The organism is Deltaproteobacteria bacterium CG11_big_fil_rev_8_21_14_0_20_49_13, assembly GCA_002796305.1.
Taxonomy (GTDB): domain Bacteria; phylum UBA10199; class UBA10199.
On the sequence record PCWZ01000029.1, the window covers coordinates 1 to 20,538 of the forward strand.

At 48.3% G+C, this 20,538-nt stretch carries 10 protein-coding genes and 1 tRNA gene; 9 read left to right on the top strand and 2 right to left on the bottom strand.

Annotation, left to right across the window (positions count from 1 at the left end; translation table 11 throughout):
- Positions 1-378 precede the first annotated feature (378 nt).
- Genes COV46_02360 through COV46_02370 form a run of 3 tightly spaced genes read left to right on the top strand, consistent with a single transcriptional unit; the run spans position 379 to position 10,044 of the window.
- Positions 379-5,016 (top strand): hypothetical protein, encoded by a 4,638-nt coding sequence (locus tag COV46_02360; protein PIR17855.1) that lies wholly within the window; start codon positions 379-381, stop codon positions 5,014-5,016.
- A 4-nt stretch (positions 5,017-5,020) separates the two neighbouring features.
- Positions 5,021-8,758 carry a hypothetical protein gene (locus COV46_02365; protein ID PIR17856.1) on the top strand — a complete coding sequence of 1,246 codons (3,738 nt, stop codon included), beginning with the start codon at positions 5,021-5,023 and terminating at the stop codon, positions 8,756-8,758.
- Between the two features lie 47 nt (positions 8,759-8,805).
- Positions 8,806-10,044 (top strand): hypothetical protein, encoded by a 1,239-nt coding sequence (locus tag COV46_02370; protein PIR17857.1) that lies wholly within the window; start codon positions 8,806-8,808, stop codon positions 10,042-10,044.
- An 85-nt stretch (positions 10,045-10,129) separates the two neighbouring features.
- On the opposite strand, the gene COV46_02375 is transcribed toward COV46_02370, so the two are convergent.
- Positions 10,130-13,303, bottom strand: a complete 3,174-nt coding sequence (locus tag COV46_02375; GenBank protein PIR17858.1) for a hypothetical protein — start codon at positions 13,301-13,303, stop codon at positions 10,130-10,132.
- A gap of 256 nt (positions 13,304-13,559) precedes the next feature.
- Between COV46_02375 and COV46_02380 the strand changes: the two genes are divergently transcribed.
- A complete protein-coding gene (locus COV46_02380) occupies positions 13,560-13,949 on the top strand; it encodes a hypothetical protein (protein ID PIR17859.1) in 390 nt (129 codons plus the stop codon).
- 51 nt (positions 13,950-14,000) lie between these two features.
- On the opposite strand, the gene COV46_02385 is transcribed toward COV46_02380, so the two are convergent.
- Entirely contained in the window at positions 14,001-16,064 is a 2,064-nt protein-coding gene (locus tag COV46_02385; GenBank protein PIR17860.1) for a hypothetical protein, read from the bottom strand.
- 338 nt (positions 16,065-16,402) lie between these two features.
- On the opposite strand from COV46_02385, the gene COV46_02390 reads away from it, so the two are divergent.
- From COV46_02390 to COV46_02410, 5 genes are all read left to right on the top strand, one after another.
- On the top strand, positions 16,403-17,167 hold the full coding sequence (locus tag COV46_02390) for a hypothetical protein (protein PIR17861.1): 765 nt from the start codon (positions 16,403-16,405) through the stop codon (positions 17,165-17,167).
- A 38-nt stretch (positions 17,168-17,205) separates the two neighbouring features.
- A complete protein-coding gene (locus tag COV46_02395; GenBank protein PIR17870.1) occupies positions 17,206-17,607 on the top strand; it encodes a 6-pyruvoyl tetrahydrobiopterin synthase in 402 nt (133 codons plus the stop codon).
- Between the two features lie 429 nt (positions 17,608-18,036).
- Positions 18,037-18,114 (top strand) — tRNA-Pro (locus COV46_02400).
- A 138-nt stretch (positions 18,115-18,252) separates the two neighbouring features.
- Positions 18,253-18,513, top strand: a complete 261-nt coding sequence (locus COV46_02405) for a hypothetical protein (protein ID PIR17862.1) — start codon at positions 18,253-18,255, stop codon at positions 18,511-18,513.
- An 84-nt stretch (positions 18,514-18,597) separates the two neighbouring features.
- A complete protein-coding gene (locus COV46_02410) occupies positions 18,598-20,214 on the top strand; it encodes a hypothetical protein (protein PIR17863.1) in 1,617 nt (538 codons plus the stop codon).
- Positions 20,215-20,538: the final 324 nt, after the last annotated feature.

Sequence of the window (20,538 nt, forward strand, 5' to 3'; positions counted from 1 at the left end):
ACTTAAAATTATAGCGGCCTTTCTACCACCGCTCGGTCGAGGTGCCCGCAAATGACCCACTCATATCCGCGAAGAGCCTTAAAAAGTTATCCATCAGGTGGCGCGTCGGCCCCCGAAGGGAGAGCCGGTGCGTGCCACATGTGGGTAACTACTTGTTGCATTTGAAAACAACTTTCCTCTTCAGTTTATAAACAGATTTTACGACTGAAAAGGCAAATATCGGGAAGCGCGGCTGAATGGACAGCCGGTCACCTGCTCATCTCAAATGTCCGTGGAACGGACGCTATGTCAAGTCTGCCGATATTCTTTAACTCCATGCGTCTAAACTATGACGCGCTCCATATTGCGTCATCTCGTTTAAAGTAGATAATCGCCCACATGAAACCAGCTATCATAAGAATGACGGGTGAGGGGCGGATAAAACTATTCGTCCAGTTCGGAGGACAGGGGGGAAAATGGTTTGATGAACTGAAACGTTCATGGAACGGCATCCCAGCTGTAAAACCCTTGGTAGAGGCCGTTTCCGCGGCTCTTGTCCAAGAATTAAAAAGTGATGATCTTCGGCATTCCGGTCTCTTAGATCAGGGGATAGATATAAAGAAATGGCTTGCCGACGAAAATGCGGTTCCGGACAGTAAATACCTATCAAGTTCTGTTGTCTCTCAACCTGCGGTCTTTATGACGCAGGTTGCAAATCTTCTCTCGGCCGACGCGGCGGGTCTTTCATTGAACGAGCTTGTAAGATCAACTTCGGGCTGTTCTGGACATTCGCAAGGTGTAATGACGGCGATCCTCTTTTCGATGGGGCTTTCAAAAGAGGCCCTTATTAATGAGGCGGTCGGGTTCTCTAAGTGGCTTTTGTGGCAGGGGCTTAGAATGCAGGAATCTTTTCCCGAATATTCTCTGCCAAAAGAGATGATAGCAATGTCCATTGAGGCGGGTTTTGGCCATCCTTCCGCCATGGCTTCGATGGTCGGCGTTAAAGATCTAAAGAAAGACGACGGCATATTCCTATCATTAAAGAACGCCTATAATAGGTCGGTTGTTTCAGGTGAACCCGAAAAGCTTTTTTCTTTGGCCCAAAGATCATCCAAAGACAAAAATACGAGGTTTGAGTTCATTGAGGCGAGCGCCCCGTTCCATTCCCCTTATATGAAAGAAGGCCTTCGGCTTTTCAGAAAAGACATGGAGCGCCTTAAGATCGAGATCAAGCCTTTTTCGCTAATGGTACCGGTCTACTCAACGGCTACTGGCAAGGATCTTAGGAGCTCGGGCAACATTATAGAAGAACTCCTTCAAATGATGTTCTTAACTTCTGTTGACTGGGTGAAGGTTACGAAGAATTTCGTCTCGAACGATCTCCCTTCGCAGGTGATAGATTTTGGCCCGGGAGAGGCCTCCGCAAAACTTACGGAGCTTAATATCAAAGGTTTTGGCTCGAATATTATCACATATCCCAAGTTCATCTCAGCCGATGAAAAGGACGTCTCTATTCAAAGACCATGGAGGGAATACGGCCCTGCGAAGTTCGTTAAATTTACCGGATATAATCCGGTGTTCGGCGGAGGCATGACGCCAACCACGATGGAGCCTGATCTCACGATCGCGGCCGCAAATGCCGGTTTTATCGTGGAACTTGCTGGAGGCGGACAGGTCACAGAAAGCATATTCAGAGAACGCCTGAACGAAATAAAGGGGAAGCTGGAAAAGGGGAGAGGGATAATAATAAACACGCTCTTTTTAGACCCGTATCTTTGGAAGCTTCATTCCGATCTGATACCAAAGTTAAAAATGGAAGGATATCCCATAATCGGCGTGACCATATCGGCAGGGGTCCCGGAAAAGGACGATGCCGTAAAGATGATCGAAACATTCAATAAGGCGGGGATATGGTGCAACTCTTTTAAGGTGGGTACCAGCGAACAGATAGAGAAGGTCCTTGATATTGCGGATGCGGTAGCGTGTCGCCCCCGCAAAAGCGGGGACCTGGGTCATGCCCCCGAGATTCCCGCTTCTTCCGCGAGGATGACGGTGATCATCCAGATAGAAGGCGGAAAAGCAGGGGGCCATCATTCGTGGGAAGAGCTAAAACCCCTGGTCCTTAAGAACTATGAGAGGATAAGAAGAAGGGAAAACATCCTTCTTGCGGTTGGCGGCGGAATATCTTCCAAAGAAGAGGCGTTAAAATGGTTCGAAGGTGTTTGGCACGGCATTGATGACATTCCGCAAATGCCCGTGGATGCCATATTTGTGGGGACCGTTCTCATGGCCTCAAAAGAGGCAAGGACAAATAACGACGTTAAAGAATTTTTAAAGAGACTTGAAGGAACGAGCGACTGGTTAAAGAAACACGAGGTGAAAAGCGGGATGACGTCCGGCGAGTCGTCGCTTGGCGCCGACATATATTATGTCGAGAATAGCGCCGCAAAGGCGGCAAGGCTTTTGGAAGAACCGTCCGTCTCCAAGGCAACGATAATAGAAGCGCTTAAGCAAACCTCAAAGCCATTCTTCGGTGATATCGAGAAGATGACATATGGCGAGGTGATAAATCGTATGATATCCCTCATGGCGCCGGGAAATATCGCCCCGCACATACCCCGCTTTGGCCCATGGTACGACATCTCTTTCAGGGATCGAGCAAGAAAGTTCGCGCAAAGGGTAAGTGAAAGGTTTGGGTCCGTCAAAAAAGGGTTTGATTCTCTTCTTCATCCGGAAGACTGCGATTATTTCTTGTGGCTCTGCAAACTCCCCGGAAAGCCCGTGAATTTCGTTCCTGTGATAGATGAGAACGTGAAGAAATGGTTCAAGAGCGATTCGCTGTGGCAGTCGCACGACCCGAGGTTCTCGGCGGACGAGGTCTTCATAATGCCTGGCCCGGTCTCTGTTGGGGCAATAAAAGATATAGATAGGCCGGTTGCAGATATCTTAAAAGAGCTCTGCGGCAAAAAATATCACGTAACCGCCGGCAGACCCGAACATGATGTATCAGCTCTGTATGAAAAGGTCTGGGGTGATACCCAAAAAGAAACGGTGGAGGTCTCGGTAACCAAAAGCGCTATCAAAAAATATAACGCATCTATTGGGGAGAAGGGCAAGCCATTCATCCTGGGCTTAGATAACAGTCTCAAGGCCCCGCTTACCATGTCATTCGTCTTTGCATGGGAGACCGTTCTTTCCGTCATCCTTAAAAATGTGGACAAAGAGCTCCTCTCAAAACTTGTACAACTAAGCTTCAGGGTAGAGAATAATAGAGAAGGTTCATCGTATATTTCCGAGGGAGATGCTCTCACGGCGAGCTCCTTTCTTAAGGCTATTAATAAGAGCGGCGACGGTGCCGTTCTTTCGGTTGAAAGCGATATTTTAGGCAAAGATGTTTCGCTCAAGATGGAGAACAGGTTCTTTATAAGGTCGATGAATGCCATGTCAGGTACGGCAGATTCGCACCACGGTAACGAAGAGAAAAAACTTTCAAACCCTAAAGTCCTGTTCGAAGATAAGATAAAGGGAATAAACGATACAGGGATCTACGCAGAGAGCTCGGGCGATAAAAATCCGATACATTTAGATGACATCGTGGCCGTTCGGGCGGGCTTTAAGGGAAAGATCGTTCACGGGATGTGGACGTCCGCCGCGGCGCTCTCAAAGCTCTGTTATCATTTAACACCCAAAGACCCTTCGCTTGTCACCATGTGGGAGTCAAGCTTTGAGGCCCCTCTTTACCCTTCGGAAGAACTGAGCGTAACATCGGAGCATGTCGGGAATATAAAAGGGGGAAAGATAGTGACCGTATCGCTCAAGAACAAGGAAGGCATAACGGTGCTGAACGGGAAGGCATATGTAAGGGGCGGCAAAACGGCATATATCTTCACTGGTCAGGGTTCGCAGGAGAAGGGTATGGGCATGGATGGATACGAGAGTTCACCTGCCGCAAGGGATATATGGGAGCGGGCAGATAGACTTTGCAAGGGAGAACTCGGTTTTTCTATTCTAAAGATAGTCAGAGAGAATCCGAAAGAGATGTTCGTTGGCAGGGAAAAGGTCTTTCATCCTAAAGGTGTGCTCAATCTTACTCAGTTCACCCAGGTCGCACTTACAACCCTTGCGATGGCGCAGGTTGCGGAGCTCAAAGAAATGGGGGCGTATGACGAACAGGCGGTATTTTGCGGACATTCGCTAGGCGAATATGCCGCGCTGTCGTCATCCGGCATAATACCCTTAAAAGAGGTGATAAAAACGGTCTATCAGCGCGGTCTTACCATGCAGAACTTTGTGCCGCGTGATGAGAACGGGGTCTCTCCGTACGGTATGTGCGTTGTGCGGCCAAATATCGTCAAGATGGGGCATGCAGAACTAGAGGGGCTTGTTAACGACATCGCAAAGAAGAACGGCGGCTCTCTTGAGGTGGTGAACTATAATATTGAGCACGAACAATATTCAGTGACGGGAGAAAAGCGCCTCTTGAAAAAACTGACACAGTTCCTGAAAGAGAAGGAAGCTCACCACAGATCAACCAAAGCAAGCCTGATACTTTTAGAAGGGATAGACGTCCCGTTCCATTCGACCGTCCTTAGGAGCGGAGTAGATGCATTTAGGGAGACACTGGAAAGAATGATACCAAAGGAGATCGAACCGTCACTCCTTAAGGACCGCTATATCCCGAATCTTAACGCCGAACCATTTCAAACAACGGTTGATTACGTAAAAAGGATGCACCGGTTGACCGAAAGCCCGATTCTAAAGGGCATTTTGGATGAGTCTGCTCGTCGGAGCACGCCCACGCACCCCTCGACTCCGCTCGGGGCATGCTTACGCACTATTCTGATCGAGCTCCTTGCCTACCAATTTGCATCTCCCGTTCAATGGATAAAGACGCAGGAGCGTCTTTTAGGTCATGATAACGTCATAGAGATCGGGCCAAAACCCGTTCTCACAGGCATGATGCAGAGAACGCTTTTGAAAAAAGGCGCTGGGACAAGCGTCAAGGCCGTGCATGTCGGCGAAATATTAAGGAGCTAATTTTATGGATACTGCATTTAATTCACTTAAGACGATCCTGGCGCTCAAACTTCGAATGAGGGCGGATGAGATAGGAGATTCCGACACCATCGAAAAGCTCTGCGGCGGCAATTCCGCAAGGCGAAACGAAATCCTTGCAGATATCGGCAACGAGTTTCAAGTGGCACCGCTAGATGATGCGCATAATCAGCCGCTAACGATCCTTTCACAGACTATCGTCAAAAGGACAAAATACGATTCAATGGGCCCCTATTTGAGCGCGAGCATAGATAATATATTAAAGGATAAGCTCGCCCTTACAAAGGGGAAGATAGCTGAATATCTGCAAGGCGAATGGGGAATAACGAACGGCCATGCTTCCGACATACTCAAGACCATTGCGCTTCTTTCAAGAGAAGGCGATTCGGTGAGGGCTGGCGGACTTTCTCCGATAGGTATAAGGACGAGGCTCTCATCGCAAGACGATGCCAATAAGTGGATAGATAAGGCCCTAGCCGAATATGAAAGGTCGGCAGGTGTCAGCTTTGCCAAGAAAGAGGCGACCGCGGTCTCCGGCGGTGGCGTGGACCCAAGGGCGATAAAAGAGCTCGAAGCTAAATTCTCAGGCGTTGCAAGGGAGTTCGCTAAGATCTCCGGCTCAAGTTTTCATGAAAAGATCAGCGAACCGGAAGATAACGACAAGGAAACTCTTACGCTTTTAAGGAAAGAACTTGGGACGAGGTTTGAGAAGGTCATCGAGCCCATATTTAACGAAAAGAAAATCGTGAGTTTCAGGTCCAACTGGGCGTGGGCGAAAAAAGAGATGGTGAAATTGTACTATGAAGAAGCAGGAGGAGGGAAGCAGGAAGATGGAAGCCGGATATTTGAAAGGAATGCGAGCGAAGAACTTTTGAAGACGGCCGAGTTCTATAAATTAGATGATATTGCGGAGGCCATAAAAGAGGGTCTGGGGAAAAAAGGAAGATTTGCAGGAAAGATCGCGCTTGTCACAGGCGCCGGCCCTAATTCTATTGCCAGCGAGATAGTCAAGAAGTTCCTTGAAGAAGGGGCGAGGGTCGTTGTTGCGACATCCACATATAGTGGCGAGAGGGTCGAGTTCTTCAAAAAGCTCTATCAGTCGTCCTGTTCGAACGGAAGCGAGCTTTATCTTCTACCGGCAAATCAGGGTTCAAGGCGTGATATCGAGGAGTTGATCAAGTGGACCGTTTCAAGATTCAATATTCCCGACTATCTAATACCTTTCGGTGCGGTTAAAGAGCTGGGTTATACTGCGGATTCTTTGGGCGGCGAGTCGTCCACTACGCTTCGCGTACTTTTGCAGGGGGTCGTTTGGTTTGCGGGAGAAACGGCTCGCGCGGCAAGGGAGACCAATCTTAGCTGTACGTGCGTTCTACCTCTCTCTCCCAATCATGGTGAGATCGGCGGCGACGGATTCTACGCCGAGACAAAGCTTGCACTGGAAGCGCTTATCAATAAATCGACCTCGGAATATGATACCCTTGGAAAATATATAAAGTTCATCGGTGCGCGCATTGGATGGACAAGGGGGACCGGACTCATGAGGGCCAACGATGTTGTGGCGGATGAACTTGAAAAGAGATTCGATGTTAAGACCTATACCCAATGCGAGATGTCCGATCTGATAGTTTCACTTTTAGACAAGCCGCAAGGCATCTTTGATCTTTCGGGAGGGATAGGTAGGGTCGAGGGGCTGGGAAAGATAATAAAAGAGGTGAAAGGCATGCCCCGAGCGGAGTCGAGGGGTGGTTCAAAAGCATGCCCCGAGCGGAGTCGATGGGTTGCCGCTTCAGAAGGGCCAAAGAAATCGGATCCAAATATCTACGCCTTTTCCAAACCCCAACCACTAGACTCCAAACCCTTGACGAGCGCCGACGACCGGTCACGAATTCCGGTCATCATCGGTTTCGGCGAGGTCTCACCCTACGGCAACGCGCGCTCGCGATTTGAGTTCGAGACGCACGGTCAACTTACCGTAACCTCTGCGTTCGAGCTTGCGTGGTTCATGGGGCTCATTCAATATTCAAATACCGATAAATATGTCGGCTGGGTAGACTCAAAGACAGAAGAGGCGGTAGCAGAATCAGAGGTCATTGAAAGATACGGCGCACATATCTTGGATCACACTGGGATAAGAACGGTCGAAAAAGATGCGGCCGGCTTTGATCCTAAGGCTTTGACTGTATACTCCGATATCATCCTTGAGGACGACCTTCTGTTTCCGCTGGAATCGAAGGCGGCGGCGGCATCATATCTTAATAGCGAGAACCTAGAACTTACGCAGGATAAATTGACCCAAAAATATTTTATAAAGGCAAAAAAAGGTTCAACGATCAAGCTACCCAGGGTCATCTCCCATTCCCGATATGTTGCCGGTCAGATACCGACCGGCTTTGACGCCTCAAGGTTCGGCGTTTCCAAGGATCTTGCCTATCAGATCGACAGGCTTTCACTCTTTAATTTCGTTGCTTCATCTGAAGCCTTTCTTTCGGCAGGGTTAACGCCCGATGAACTCTCAAAAGAGATCCATCCTTCAAAGATAGGCAATACTCAAGGGTCCGGAATGGGCGGAATGACGGCGCTGAATCGGCTCTATCACGACTGGAAAGAGGATAAGGAACGCAAGGGCGATGTTCTTCAGGAGACGCTTATAAGCACGATACCGGCATGGATAACCCAGAGCTTCACCGGCGGATACGGCCCCTCAATAAATCCCGTTGCCGCATGTGCGACGGCGGTGGTTTCTCTTTCGGCGGCATTTGACCTTATCACTTCGGGCAGGGCGGACCTTGTGGTTGCCGGAGGGTTCGACGACCTAAACCCCGAAGGGATGATAGGTTTTGCCGACATGGCGGCAACGGCCTCAACCGACGAGATGCTTGCAAAGGGGATAGATATCAAAAAGATGAGCCGTCCTAACGATTCAAGAAGGGGCGGGTTTATAGAGGCGCAAGGCGGCGGAACGATGCTGGTAACGACGCTCGAAAAAGCGGTGTCGATGGGTCTTCCTATCTATGCGGTACTTGGATTCACCGCCACACATTCAGACGGTTATAATACGTCGATTCCCGCACCGGGGCTCGGCCTTCTTTCAATAGCAAGGGGCGGAAACGATTCTCCGCTTGGAAAAGCGCTTTCAAGGTTTGGAATGACAGCAGATGATATCACCGTTGTTTCAAAACACGATACTTCGACAGGCGCCAACGATCCCAATGAGAGCGAGCTTCATCATCTGATACAGAAAAAGCTCGGGAGGCGCGAGGGGAACCCGCTCATCGTCCATTCACAAAAATCGCTTTTGGGTCACAGTAAAGGTGGCTCAGGGGCTTGGGCCGCTAACGCCGCGGTGCAGATGCTTAGTTCAGGAACTGTCCCTGGCAACAGAAATCTTGAAGACGTGGACAACAAGATGAAAAGATTTAACACTCTTTCATTTACCGACGAAACGATAGAGCTTGGAGATAGCGCAATAAGGTCGGTCATTATTACAAGTCTTGGTTTCGGTCATATCGGCGGCGCGGCGCTTTTCATTCACTCGTCATATGTGCTTTCACATCTTTCAGTCGAAGAGCTTAGTAAGTATCGAACGAAATTATCGGAAAGGGAAAAAATAAAGATCAGGCGCGAATGGATGGCAAAAATGGGGAAAGAGCCATATTTTAAGGCCGTTTCCGAAAGAAAATATAAGGGTGCAGAGGAAGAGGCCAAATTTTTACTTGATTGAGAACCTCTTAACTGTTAGGGGCTCAAAAAAATAAAAGGAGCCCCAAAATGAAAAAGATAGTTCTTCTCATTCTAGCAGCAGCTTTATTGTCGATCCCGACGGGAAAGATATTCGCAGGAAGCTTAAATGACAAGATAGACGACCTTCAGAGCCAGATAGACGAGCTCAAAAAACAGAATCAAGACCCATCAAAGAAGGCGGCCGTAGGTTCTAAATTCCCGGTCGATCTCTACGGGTTCGTTGCCGCACAGATGTTCCTTGGCACTGCGCGTACTCAGTTGTACGGCGGGCTTAATTCGGTCGCCGCCCAGTCAAGGGTTATAAATAAGGACGTAGCGAACGGCGGACGCCATACTTGGTTCAGTGCTACCCCTCAGAACAGCCGTATAGGTCTTAACTGGACCGGTTCTAAAATCTCCAATAAGCTTACCATGAAGGGTCTTTTCGAGCTTGATTTCGTCAATGTGTTGAATCAAACGTCATATGGTACATCTCCTATTCCAAGGATCAGGCACCTTTACGGAGAGCTTGCATCAAGCGACAACTGGTCGCTTCTCTTTGGACAGACATGGGACCTTTTTTCACCGCTCAACACAACGTCTTTGAGCCTTGGAGGTAACCTGTGGTTCCAGGGGAACATGGGTTTCCGCCGCCCTCAGGTAAGGTTCACCTATAATTTTATCATAGACGATGTTAACAGCGTAAAGACCGCAGTAAGCGCCGACCTCCCCTCTAACACAGATGATCTTACGAACAGCGGTATATCGAGCGGCATCCCCTTGGGTGAAGCACTGGCACAGTATAACCGCAAGATGAAATATGGTGACCTCGTCCTTGCAGCATCCGGTATTATGGGGACGAACACCATAAACGGCGGATATAAGAAAATGACGGGCGTTGCAGGCAGCCTTCACATTCCTTTCCATAAATATTTCAAGTTCACATCAGAAGTGCAATACGGCCAGGACATGGGTATATTCTTAAGCTACGTCAATTCTACAGGCAATAGCTGGGGCGGTCGCGACCTCGGCATATGGGGTCAAATAGCCTCGCAGTGGTGGGACAAGTTTGACACAGCCGTAGGCTACGGTATCGATGACATGAAGTCGTCCAAGGTCGCTACAGGGAACGTCGACAGGAACCATGTGGCATTCGCAAATTTCCGGGTCTTCCCGATCAAACCTTTCCATGTCGGTCTTGAATACGACCATATGAGGACCACATACAAGGGGAGCGGACCTTCGCAGGCGAACATTATCTTTACCAATCTTGTCTACAGCTTCTAAAAAAGTGTCATTCTGAGCCGAAGGCGAAGAATCCCGTGCTGTTAATTTGTTTTACTGGATTTTTCGCGTTTCGCTCAGGATGATATTACCCACAGGGATAACCGTTCTTAAGTTTCCATTCGCACTGTATCTGCCATCTCATGACATTTTCATCGAATACGGGATCGACGAACTTGTGCCATGCGGCGGGGACGAAGATGTCCACGGTATTGAACAGCGAATTTCCTATCCTATCGTACCACGCTACATCGTCAGCATCACCTAATATAGCCCTGTCGTTGCGATATTTCTTCATTGCAGAGTACCATTCCTCTCTTGCGCCTACTGATGCCGGCTCGTCGAACTGATTATATACTGCCTCTGCAAGGGTGGGGGCGGCATCGGCAATAAGATAAACAAGACCGCCCTTGCTCAAAAGGTTTTCTGTGTTGGCAATGAACCTTGTTGCGATTTCGGGCGCAAGAAGCCGCTGTGCGGCCGGTTTCCATGCGCCGTAGACAACGCCCGTTCCAACGAGTCCTGTGATTTCAGCCGCCTTTTCGGACATCCCGAGATTTGTGGCTGTTCCTTCTATTCCTTTATATATAAAAGCTGATGCGCCGAGGCCTCCGAAGAAGCTCTTAAGCCCCATTGCTCCGGCCGCCGCGGAATATCCCTTGAATATCTTTTCTGCGGCCACCTGAAGAGTTTTTTCGATAACAACAGCGGTCGCGATCGTAGAATAGCCTTGGGCTACCGCTTCAAGATGAGAATCGGGTTTTCCGAACAACGCCCCCACAACATCCCTTGCGCAAAGGAACGTTAACGCTCCAAAGATAGTCGGTCCGCCTATTTCAACAGAGAATTTATGTATATTTCTTATGAAATTTTTAGCTATGGCGGGTTTAAATAGGTTAGGATCGTATATTTCAATAGCATCTTCCGGAGTTGCAGGTCGTGTCGCGGACTCGCCGGTTCTTGGCTGAGCTTTTTCCTTCGAGCGAACAACCACTTTTGAGCCTCCGTTCAAAGGCGGAAGATTTTCCAGAATGACGGCCGCCTCCGGCGGAACGTCTTTTCCTATCGCTTTCATCCAGTCTATCCAATCGACCGCGCGCTTTGCCCGCTGGAACTGGAGTTTTTCAACAGATAGGCGCGCCTTTTCAGCCTGGGCTATTATCTTATCGGAGACCGGCGTTCTGTCATCGACCACGAGTCTGTCATATTCAAGGAACGCCCTGTCGGTTGAACCAAGCGTGGCATATTCTCGTGCTTTACTCAGAGTTGGATCAATGCTCTTATTTACACCACGCGCAACCACCACATTCCTGAGCCTTTCAGGCGGCTCCTTATTTATATAGCGTTTCAGATTGTCCACCTCGCGCCATGCAGCGACCTCTTCGTATAGGTCAAGCGCCAAAAGATTTGCCTCTCTCACCTCACCAAGTTGTTGTGCCATTAACGCCTTTATCTCCGCGACCGCCGCGTTTCGTGCTACAGGGTCTCCTGCAATTATAGCCATTTCCATATTCCTGAGCGATTTCTTGAATTCCCCCCTGAATTCGCTCTTAAAATGTTCTATGAACGCCTTTCTTATCCTTGTGATGTGGTCATTAAGAACGTTCGCTTCCGCTTCACCGGTGTTCTCCGGACCTGTTACGGACATCTTCGACGACGTTTCCCTTAGCAGCCAGTCGATCGTCTGTTCCAATTTGACGCTCCATTGTTGTCTCGCCAACTTGGTCGCTAGGCGTGATATCTTTTCGGAAGGCGATCCTGATTCGATCTGAAAACTTTCTTTGTGAACGAAGGCCCGAATTGCCTGCAGTCTGTTAAAGAACCTTAAGTAAGCTCTTCCCACTTCGCTTTTCGCAAGTGATCGATTGTTTGTAACCTCCGTTGCAAGTCTGCGGTATCTCTCTGTATCGGACTTTGATATAAAAAAGCTCCTACTCCTTCCATCCGTTATCATAACGGCGTCCTCTATCGTTTCAGCGTTCCCCTTTACGACAAACACATTTCCCTTTTCGAACGAAAGAGGGCTTACAGGATGAGGCTCTCCTTCCACATAGAGAGATGTCTTTGGGCCTCTGCCTATTCTAGGCTCGTTCTGATTGAATTCAAAACGTGCTGTTTCTTTTCCCGCTTCATTTTGAACGATTATTCCGACCCTCATAGGGCCCTCCCGACCCGCAACCTCTTTAAGTATCCTTAGGAACCACGGATATTCTCCAAGTTGAGCCTGCTCCGTCATTTTGAGGGCCAGATTGGTGCCTCTAAGGGCGATGTCGGCATGATTCGTTCTGGCGTCAATTATCTTTTGTACGACGGGATTTTTTTCAACGAGTCTTACAATGAATTCTTCTTCTGTTTTTGTAAGTTTTGAGCCGGAAGCTATCTTTTCCGCAAGGTCGTCCATTAGTTTGGAGATGGTGAACCTGCCCATTGGTTTACCCATCACCTCTTTGCTTATGTTGATATCGAACTGATTTAGCTTAACGTTCGGCACCGTGGATTTAGATGTAGAAGTAGCCTTGAGGGCAGAGCTCAATTCTTTTAGCACATCTTTTATTGCGTCCAGCTCGATCATTATTCTATCGTGTCGCATCTCTTTAAGGAACGGTTGTTGTGATTCTGTAACGGAAGGGTCGATGGTTGCCGGCCCTTCTGCCATCTTTGCCTCGGCTATCGCTGCGAATATCAGGCTCCATTCACCGCGTTGTCCGAACCCATGCTCCTCTGCCGAAAGTCTTGCGATCGAATAGGCCTGCATGGGGGAGATGCCGTACCTCTCTGCAATGATGTTTATATCATGGGCGGTTATTATGAATGGGTCCGGATTTATTTTCGCTAAGGGATGATGTGGGTCGAACCTGAAAAGCAGATCGAATGAATGTTTGATGGCTTCCGTCGGTTTCATGTCGGGCCATTCGCCAAGGAGTCTTGCCACGCCGTTGGAAAAAGAGCGGGCATCATATAGCGTCTCGTAAACAAGCGTTTCTTTTGGAGTGGGGGGCTTTGGGATCAATCTCTTGATCTGCCTGACCAGCGGCTGGGCGAGCCTTTCTCCCAGCTTTCCGCCCAGATGTCTTCCAAGCCATTTAAGACCTCCAAGCATGATATTTACAATGCCAAGCATCTCAGCGTCGGCTTGAAAACAAATTTTGTCTTCGTCATTGAATGATGAGGATTTTGAAACGTCCTCAAAAGGAGGCTCTGCCGCAATGCACAATTCAGCTAATAATGGCGCCGAGGGTATTCCGGCAATTGATGTTGCCATACTCCCCTCCCTCGAAAATGCTAACGGCCCTTACACAAAAAACCCGTGAGTAATGTCACGGGCCATTAAAGAGCTTCCGATCCCTCTTGTTGCGATATGAATTTTTGCGCCATTTTCCTTCTCTCGATTTTTCTTGGGGTAATTATATCTTTTTGGAAGCTTAGGCACAAGTGAATTTTTATACATATTATGGATATATATTGTACGTTCAATATAACAGCTTGATTTTTAATGAGTATTTGATATTAATAACGACATGAAAAAGAAAGCGATTTTTATTTTTATCCCTTTTGCGGTGATCGTTCTGGTCGCCGGGACCATTCTCTTTGTCATAAATTTCAACAAGGCAAAGGGGGGTGCAAAGAGCTTGGGCTCGATGACCTCCCAGGAGATCGGGAGTGAGCTGAAGAAGATAGGAGAGGAGCGTCTGAGGGGAAAGATGTACGCGCCGCTCATTGCAACGTACAAGAAGATGCTGGAACAGATGCCTGATAATATCGATCTGAAGAAAAAGCTGGCCTTTGCCTATTTTGGCGCCGCTGAATATGAAAAAGCGAGGCCGCTTTTGGAAGAGGTCTCAAAGTCCGGTCTTAAAGACGATGAGGTCTTTCGCGAACTTGAATTCATCGGATCCTTGAAGCAATAAAAACCCCGCCGGTTTTACGCGGCGGGGTCAAGTTCCGGTTCAGAAAACACCTCATTGTGGCGGGCCCTGGAAGTTGCATGGATTGCTTGGCTGTTGGCAGAGTTGCTGGCATGCCGCTGGGTCTGTCAACCCCTTATCTTTACATGCCTCTGGCATGTATTGCTGGTCATCTCCTCCTTCGCCATCAAAGCCGCCCCCCTCGCGCTGGAAGTCGGGTTGTTCCATGTTATAGTTCGCTGCGCAGGGGCCGTCTTCATTGTATTTCCAGTTGATCTGTGCGGTAGCTGGGGCCGCGTCGTCGTTATACAGCATTTGATTGATCGTTAGACCTTCTCCCCATTCCAGATTAACGTCAAAAAAACCGGTTGGGTCAGCTGGAATCGTAAACTCCTCGCATGTGCCCTCTTTCGGTAAGCAATACTTTTTTTCTACTGGATTCGCAGGCGCAATGAACACGTTGTCCGGGATCGGCCATGGGTCAGGACAGTCATTCGTTGAGAGACTCAGTTTTCCACCGAACACGCCAAAGGCCTCTGCTCCGCCGCCGTCATTTGCCATTTCATCCATGCCATTGCTCTGTTCCTGCTCGCCGCAGTTGTATCCGCCCATCCCCTCATTATTGCGAGCCTTCTGTTCGATCGCCTGACACTTCATCATCTGCGTTTCAGCTGTTGCCATCTGGGACTCGGTCATATTCTGAAAATTGATCTCCGAGAACGTTCCCGCGCAATCCCAGTTTCTCGAGAATGCTATCGAGCCTGTGTCTTTACTGATACTGGCAACATCGTAAGCGCTCACCTCGTCATAATATGCAGCGCCTGTTGAGGCGATTCTTGTGAAGAACTGCGAATACGTGGTATCACTGAAATCGCCAGTGCTGGCCACGTTGGAAATCGCGAAGCATTCAACGCCTACATTTTCCATTTGTCCGCATGAGCCGCCCGCTTCTCCTAACACCATCGGTTTGACGGTATTGCTTGGCGATTCTGGATCAAACAGCGGGTTTGGGCATAGCACGATGTCGTTCATATTGGCCGCTGTGATGTCGATCCCAAGTTCCACGCTTAGTCTTGTCAAGAAATCCGCCTTATTTGCGGTAGGAATATCATACGGTATCATATTGGTGACGCGCATTCCAGGCATCTTTCCGCTGAAGCTGAATTTTGCGCATCCCGCGTCCTTATTGAAGTGGGCATATGTCTTTCCGTCAAAAATAGAGGACGTGTTCGTGAAAGGGTCTGAGAACTCTCCGCCAAAGGCCCCGATTATTTTATTGCTCGAATCTGTACCGACATATTCGAAATCAATGTGGCCGCTTCCGAATCCGCCGCTCATCCATCCTTCGGCCCCAAGCGTGCTGTCGCTTCCAAGAGTAGGCACCTCATCCACTACCGTTCCTGTTGTTCCGAGGTCAAGACTCACCAAGAATTTCCCCTTTTCCTCATGTCCGCCCCATGCGCCAATGCGGACTACTCCAGCTGTGTAGACAGATCCGCTGGCTCCGTATGTAGCCTCATGGACGAGCGATTCCGAGCCTTCTGCCCCTTCGCACATATCGATCTGAAGTTCGCTATCGATATTTCCTATCCTTATCTTCATTCCGCCATTGCCCGGGCCTTCACCACCCTCCATGCATTTTGCCTTTTCTTCTTCACGCGTGACACCTTCGCACATCTTGCCCCTGTCTTCTTCTGTTTCCTGGGGTTTCTTTATCTGGTAGTAGGCATAGCTTCCGGTTGGAATAGTAATGAGCCCCGCGGCTTCCATTGCCTTTGGATAGCAACGGTCAAGCTGTACCTGCTGGCTCATGCGGAATATCTCGTTCTTGTGCATGTTGGCCTCGCAACCGGCGCGCGATGAACCGCCTTCCTTTCTCATGCCTTCGCCGAAGGTCTTAGCAATGTTCGCCTTTGGTAGCTTGGCAAGATTGGCGCTCCCGCTGTTCGATGAATCATAGCTCGAGAGATCGAGCGTGGGGATATCCGAGAGAGCTTTCACGCTTGCGGTGTCGCCGGGAGAGGTCGGACTGCCAGAGGAACTTCCTCCGCCGCACGAGGCAAAGAACGCCACCATGGCGATCGCGGCCGTCATTCCTACTAGTTTCTTTATCTTCATAATAACCCCCTTGCCTCATCAGATGAGGCCTTTGATAATAATGTTATTGTATGCTACGTTTACCCTAACTCGTTATGCGCCCAATCCTCCTTTCTTTTATTCTGGAATACTATCACGTATCAAAAAAAATGTAAAAACATTTCTATTCTTAATTTGAAAGAGCAGTTACCCTTCTAGAGTAGCATTTAACGTGCCAACCTTGATCGTTGTAACGGGCTAATTTGATGACGAAAATAAATGTGTCGTTTTTGGGGGGGGTGGGTGTTTTTCTATTTGGCGGGTGTTTATATACCCGCTAAAATGGGGTTTTGTCGCAAAATACTTGTCGCAAATACTTTATGTTGCAAATTTTGGTGCCCTGTGGTCGATTTAATAGGCTAATGAAACTTCAAGGGAAAAGGGTTGTCGTTGCGGGTGGTGCCGGAAGATTGGGGCGTCTTGTTACGCTTTCTCTCGCAAAAGAAGGCGCCATGCTCTCGATCTATTATAATAGATCAAAGATAGCGGCCGCAGAATTGGTAGCTGAGATCGAAAAAATGGGCGGCAAGGCCCACGCGACAAAGGTCGATCTTGCGAAGTTAAGTAATATCAAGAAGGCCATTAGATCTTCTGCAAAGTTTTTAGGCGGAATAGACGTTCTCATAGATTGCGCAGGAGTTTTTGATGTTCCGCAAAAGAAGTGGCAGGAGCTGTTCGATATAAATCTAAAGGCGCCATATTTTTTAGTAGATGCGGCTACCCCATATCTTAAAAGATCAAAAAATGGCAAAATTATACTCATTGCCGATACCTACGGCCAGTCGCCATCGGCAAAATTTTTGGCCTACGGGATAACCAAGGCGGGAGTTATTGCAATGACAAAGGGCTATGCCAAAGCGCTTGCGCCGAATGTGCTTGTGAATTGTGTGTGTCCGGGGGTTATAGAGTTCGGAGTTCGGAGCTCGGAGCTCAAAATAAAAAGCTCCGACGAGAGGGCCGTGGCAGCATCATTGCTTAATAAATCTGTTAGCGCGAACGACGTGGCCGATGCGATACTTTTTCTGGCGCGAAACGACAGCATGACGGGTCAGGCTGTTTATATAGACGGAGGAAGATATATATGAAATCGCAATGTCCAAGATCCAATAACCAAACAAATCCCATATTTCAAATTACGAAGTCGTTCTCATTCTGCTATGGACACAGGCTTTATAAGGATCCTGGAAAATGCGGACACATTCACGGGCATACGGGTAGCGTTGATATAACCCTAGAATCGGAAAAGCTCGACGATTTGGGGATGCTCAAGAACTTTGATACGCTAAAAAGTATCATGGGAAAATGGATAGATGAGAACATCGACCACAGGATGCTTCTGAATAAAGAAGATCCGCTTGTTAATATCCTGAATGACGCCGGCGAAAAGATCTTTGTACTCGATTCGAACCCAACAGCTGAAAATATGGCGCGGACCATATTTAATGTCGCATCTATGAACGGACTCCCCGTTAAGAGCGCGACCTTCTGGGAATCTCCCACCGCGAGCGCCAACTATTCAAAATAAGGCTCTTCGCGGATTCGAGCGGGTCTTTTGCGAGACATTTATGCTGAGTGGCTCATAACATTCTTGGGTAACTTTTTGCGCCATACTCAAGAAGTAGTTACCCGCCCACACGCACACCAGCCCCTTACGGGCTGGTGTGCGCGCGTGGATAACTACTTGTCGCACTTGAAAACAACTTTCTTCTTCAGTTTATAAACAGAGGATTCACGTCTATAGTATTTCAACTTCTTATTCGTATGCCAGTGCGAATAAGAAGTTAGAAATACTCATAGTTTTTAACAAGGGTATTACTACCAAAGGTTAAAATACTATAATTGCTGATTCCCGCCATTTTGTCCCGCAAAAGACCAGCTCAAATCCGCGAAGAGCCCAAAATAAGTTTTTCTTGAATTTTTAGAAAAAACGTGTAGGTCTGCAACCGATTTGTAACGGGGCGTGGCTCAGCCTGGCTAGAGCGCGTGGTTCGGGTCCACGATGTCGGAGGTTCAAATCCTCTCGCCCCGACAATGGAGCCCTGCACCGAGAGGTGCAGGGAGGAATTGGATTCATAAAATATCATTGAATTGTCTTGACTTTTTTATACAAAAGCTAGATTATATAGGAAAGTTATGATGAATTTATCGACAGCCTAAGGGGGATGGAGATATGGACCAAAAGCAAGTTTTCACCACAGGGGAAGTAGCGGGCCTTTTGCACATTCACCAGACAACGGTAATAGACTGGGCCAAGAAGGGTTTTGTTAAGAGCTATCGCACGCCAGGCGGCCATAGGAGGATAGAGAAGGAGTCTCTTTTGATGTTCTTGCACTGCCACAAAATGCCGATACCGGCCGAACTTGAATCAAGAAATAAACCCGCCGAAAACCCAGCCCTCTTAGAACACAGGCGTCCTCACATTATTAGATAATAATATCAATGTGTTAGAGCTTCAAAAAAAGATAGCAACATTTTCTAAAGATAGCCGATAAGTATACCAGAGGTAAGAACTCGTGTGAAAAAGGGTGTCTCAAAAAAGAAAAGGGCAAAACCAAGGTCGGTGAAAAATGAAGGTGTATCTATTTTTCACCGCACGGTGCCACTTTCTATTCCCATCAAAGTAGTTCTTCTAACGGGCGCTGTTTATATCTCCATGCTCGTTGTCTCGACCGTTCTTGTTTCTCTTTTAAGGATCGATACCGGTTGCCTTGTCCTTGGGGTCCCATTCAGACATGTTTTGTGGGGGTTCCAGATATTTATTGTCGCAGGCGTTGCCACCGTTGCAACGCATCTTTTTTTAGATGAACCCTTGAGCAAACTTGCAAGCGTAATGGGCAGGGCCGAAAAGGGCGATTTTCTTGTTCGTGCGCCCGAGATAAGCGACGACGAGCTCGGATCTCTTTCAAAGAACTTCAACCAGATGCTTTCGCACATAACGAACCTCACCGCCACAAAGATCCAGGCGGAGCAGGACCTTCTTTACGCGCAACGAGAGCTGAAGTTTAAGACCCAGCTTTCGGAACAGAGCAAGGTTATAAAAGAGAACAATAAAATGCTCGAAGCGCTTGTTAAGGACCTTTCGCTACTTTATGAGATAGGTCAGGGTGTCAACTCTGCGATAGAATCCGAAGAGCTCTTCAGGGTCATTACCGAGGTCCTGCAACAACGCCTTAAGCTCGACAAGTTCGCCATCCTTTTAAAAGATGAAACGGGTGAGTTTTTGCAGGTGAGGGCGGCCTATGGTTTTGCCGAGAGCGATCACATGCTTGACAAGGGTTTTAGGCTGGGCGAGGGGGTTACGGGAGAGGCGGTAAAGACCGGCGAGACCATTTATATAAGCGACACAACAAGAGAAGAGCGCTTTCTTCATTATAAGGGCGAAGAGATAGTTCAGGGCTCGTTTCTTTCAACTCCGCTCATCTTCAAGAAAGACGTCTTCGGGGTGATAAATTTTCACAGGCCAAAGGTCGATTCGTTCTCGGACGAAGAGATAAGGCTTTTGAACCTTGTTGCGAATCAGGTGGCCCTTGCTATCGAGAACGCCAAGCTTTATTCGAAGGCACGCGAACTTTCGATAAAAGATGATCTGACGGGTCTTTATAACCGCCGTCATTTCCAGACCGTGCTTCAGATCGAATGGAAGAGGGCGGTACGCTTTCACAGAAACCTCTCGCTTTTGATGATAGACGCCGATCATTTCAAGAAATTGAACGACACATACGGACACTTGCACGGCGACAAGATCCTTAAAGAACTTTCGAACATCCTCAAACGTAATATCCGTGAGATCGACACCGTTGCAAGGTTCGGAGGCGAAGAGTTCATTGTGCTCCTTCCCGATACCGACAAGAATGGGGCCATGGCGGTCGGCGAAAAGTTGAGAAAGATGGCCGAATCCCAGAGATTTACCGAGACACAGTCCGCCCAATCGACACCTGTTACAATAAGCGTAGGGCTTGCTTCCTATCCTGACGATGTTCGTGAGCTGGATGACCTTATTGATCATGCCGACATAGCTCTTTACGACGCAAAGGATGCCGGCAGGAACAGGGTCATTGCATATCCGCAACTCTCCCTCCCTGCAATCCTTGACGCCGTGAGAAAACTCAAAAGGCCCACGCTTGTCTCCTAGGGGCACCTCTAAAAACCCGTAAATTGCTCGTTCGTCCCGAGCCTGTCGAAGGACGAACCGTTATAAATCAACGTGTTGCAATTTTCATGGTTCGACAAGCTCACCATGAACGGAGGTTTTTAGAGGTGCCCCTAGATGATTTCGATAGACAGTTCTCGAACTATCACCTATAGTATTTCAACTTCTTATTCGTATGCCAGTGCGAATAAGAAGTTAGAAATACTTATAGTTTTTAACGGCTCTTCTCCATATCGAGCGGGTCATTTGCGGGACAAGATGGCGGGAAGAAGCGATTAGACGTGAATCATCTGTTTATAAATGAAA

What these genes read in the sequence shown, in the direction of transcription:
- COV46_02365 (PIR17856.1), top strand. Translation starts at nt 5,021, where the DNA reads ATGGATACTGCATTTAATTCACTTAAGACGATCCTGGCGCTCAAACTT.
- COV46_02385 (PIR17860.1), bottom strand. Translation starts at nt 16,064, where the DNA reads ATGAAGATAAAGAAACTAGTAGGAATGACGGCCGCGATCGCCATGGTG.
- COV46_02405 (PIR17862.1), top strand. Translation starts at nt 18,253, where the DNA reads ATGGACCAAAAGCAAGTTTTCACCACAGGGGAAGTAGCGGGCCTTTTG.
- COV46_02370 (PIR17857.1), top strand. Translation starts at nt 8,806, where the DNA reads ATGAAAAAGATAGTTCTTCTCATTCTAGCAGCAGCTTTATTGTCGATC.
- COV46_02375 (PIR17858.1), bottom strand. Translation starts at nt 13,303, where the DNA reads ATGGCAACATCAATTGCCGGAATACCCTCGGCGCCATTATTAGCTGAA.
- COV46_02390 (PIR17861.1), top strand. Translation starts at nt 16,403, where the DNA reads ATGTTGCAAATTTTGGTGCCCTGTGGTCGATTTAATAGGCTAATGAAA.
- COV46_02380 (PIR17859.1), top strand. Translation starts at nt 13,560, where the DNA reads ATGAAAAAGAAAGCGATTTTTATTTTTATCCCTTTTGCGGTGATCGTT.
- COV46_02360 (PIR17855.1), top strand. Translation starts at nt 379, where the DNA reads ATGAAACCAGCTATCATAAGAATGACGGGTGAGGGGCGGATAAAACTA.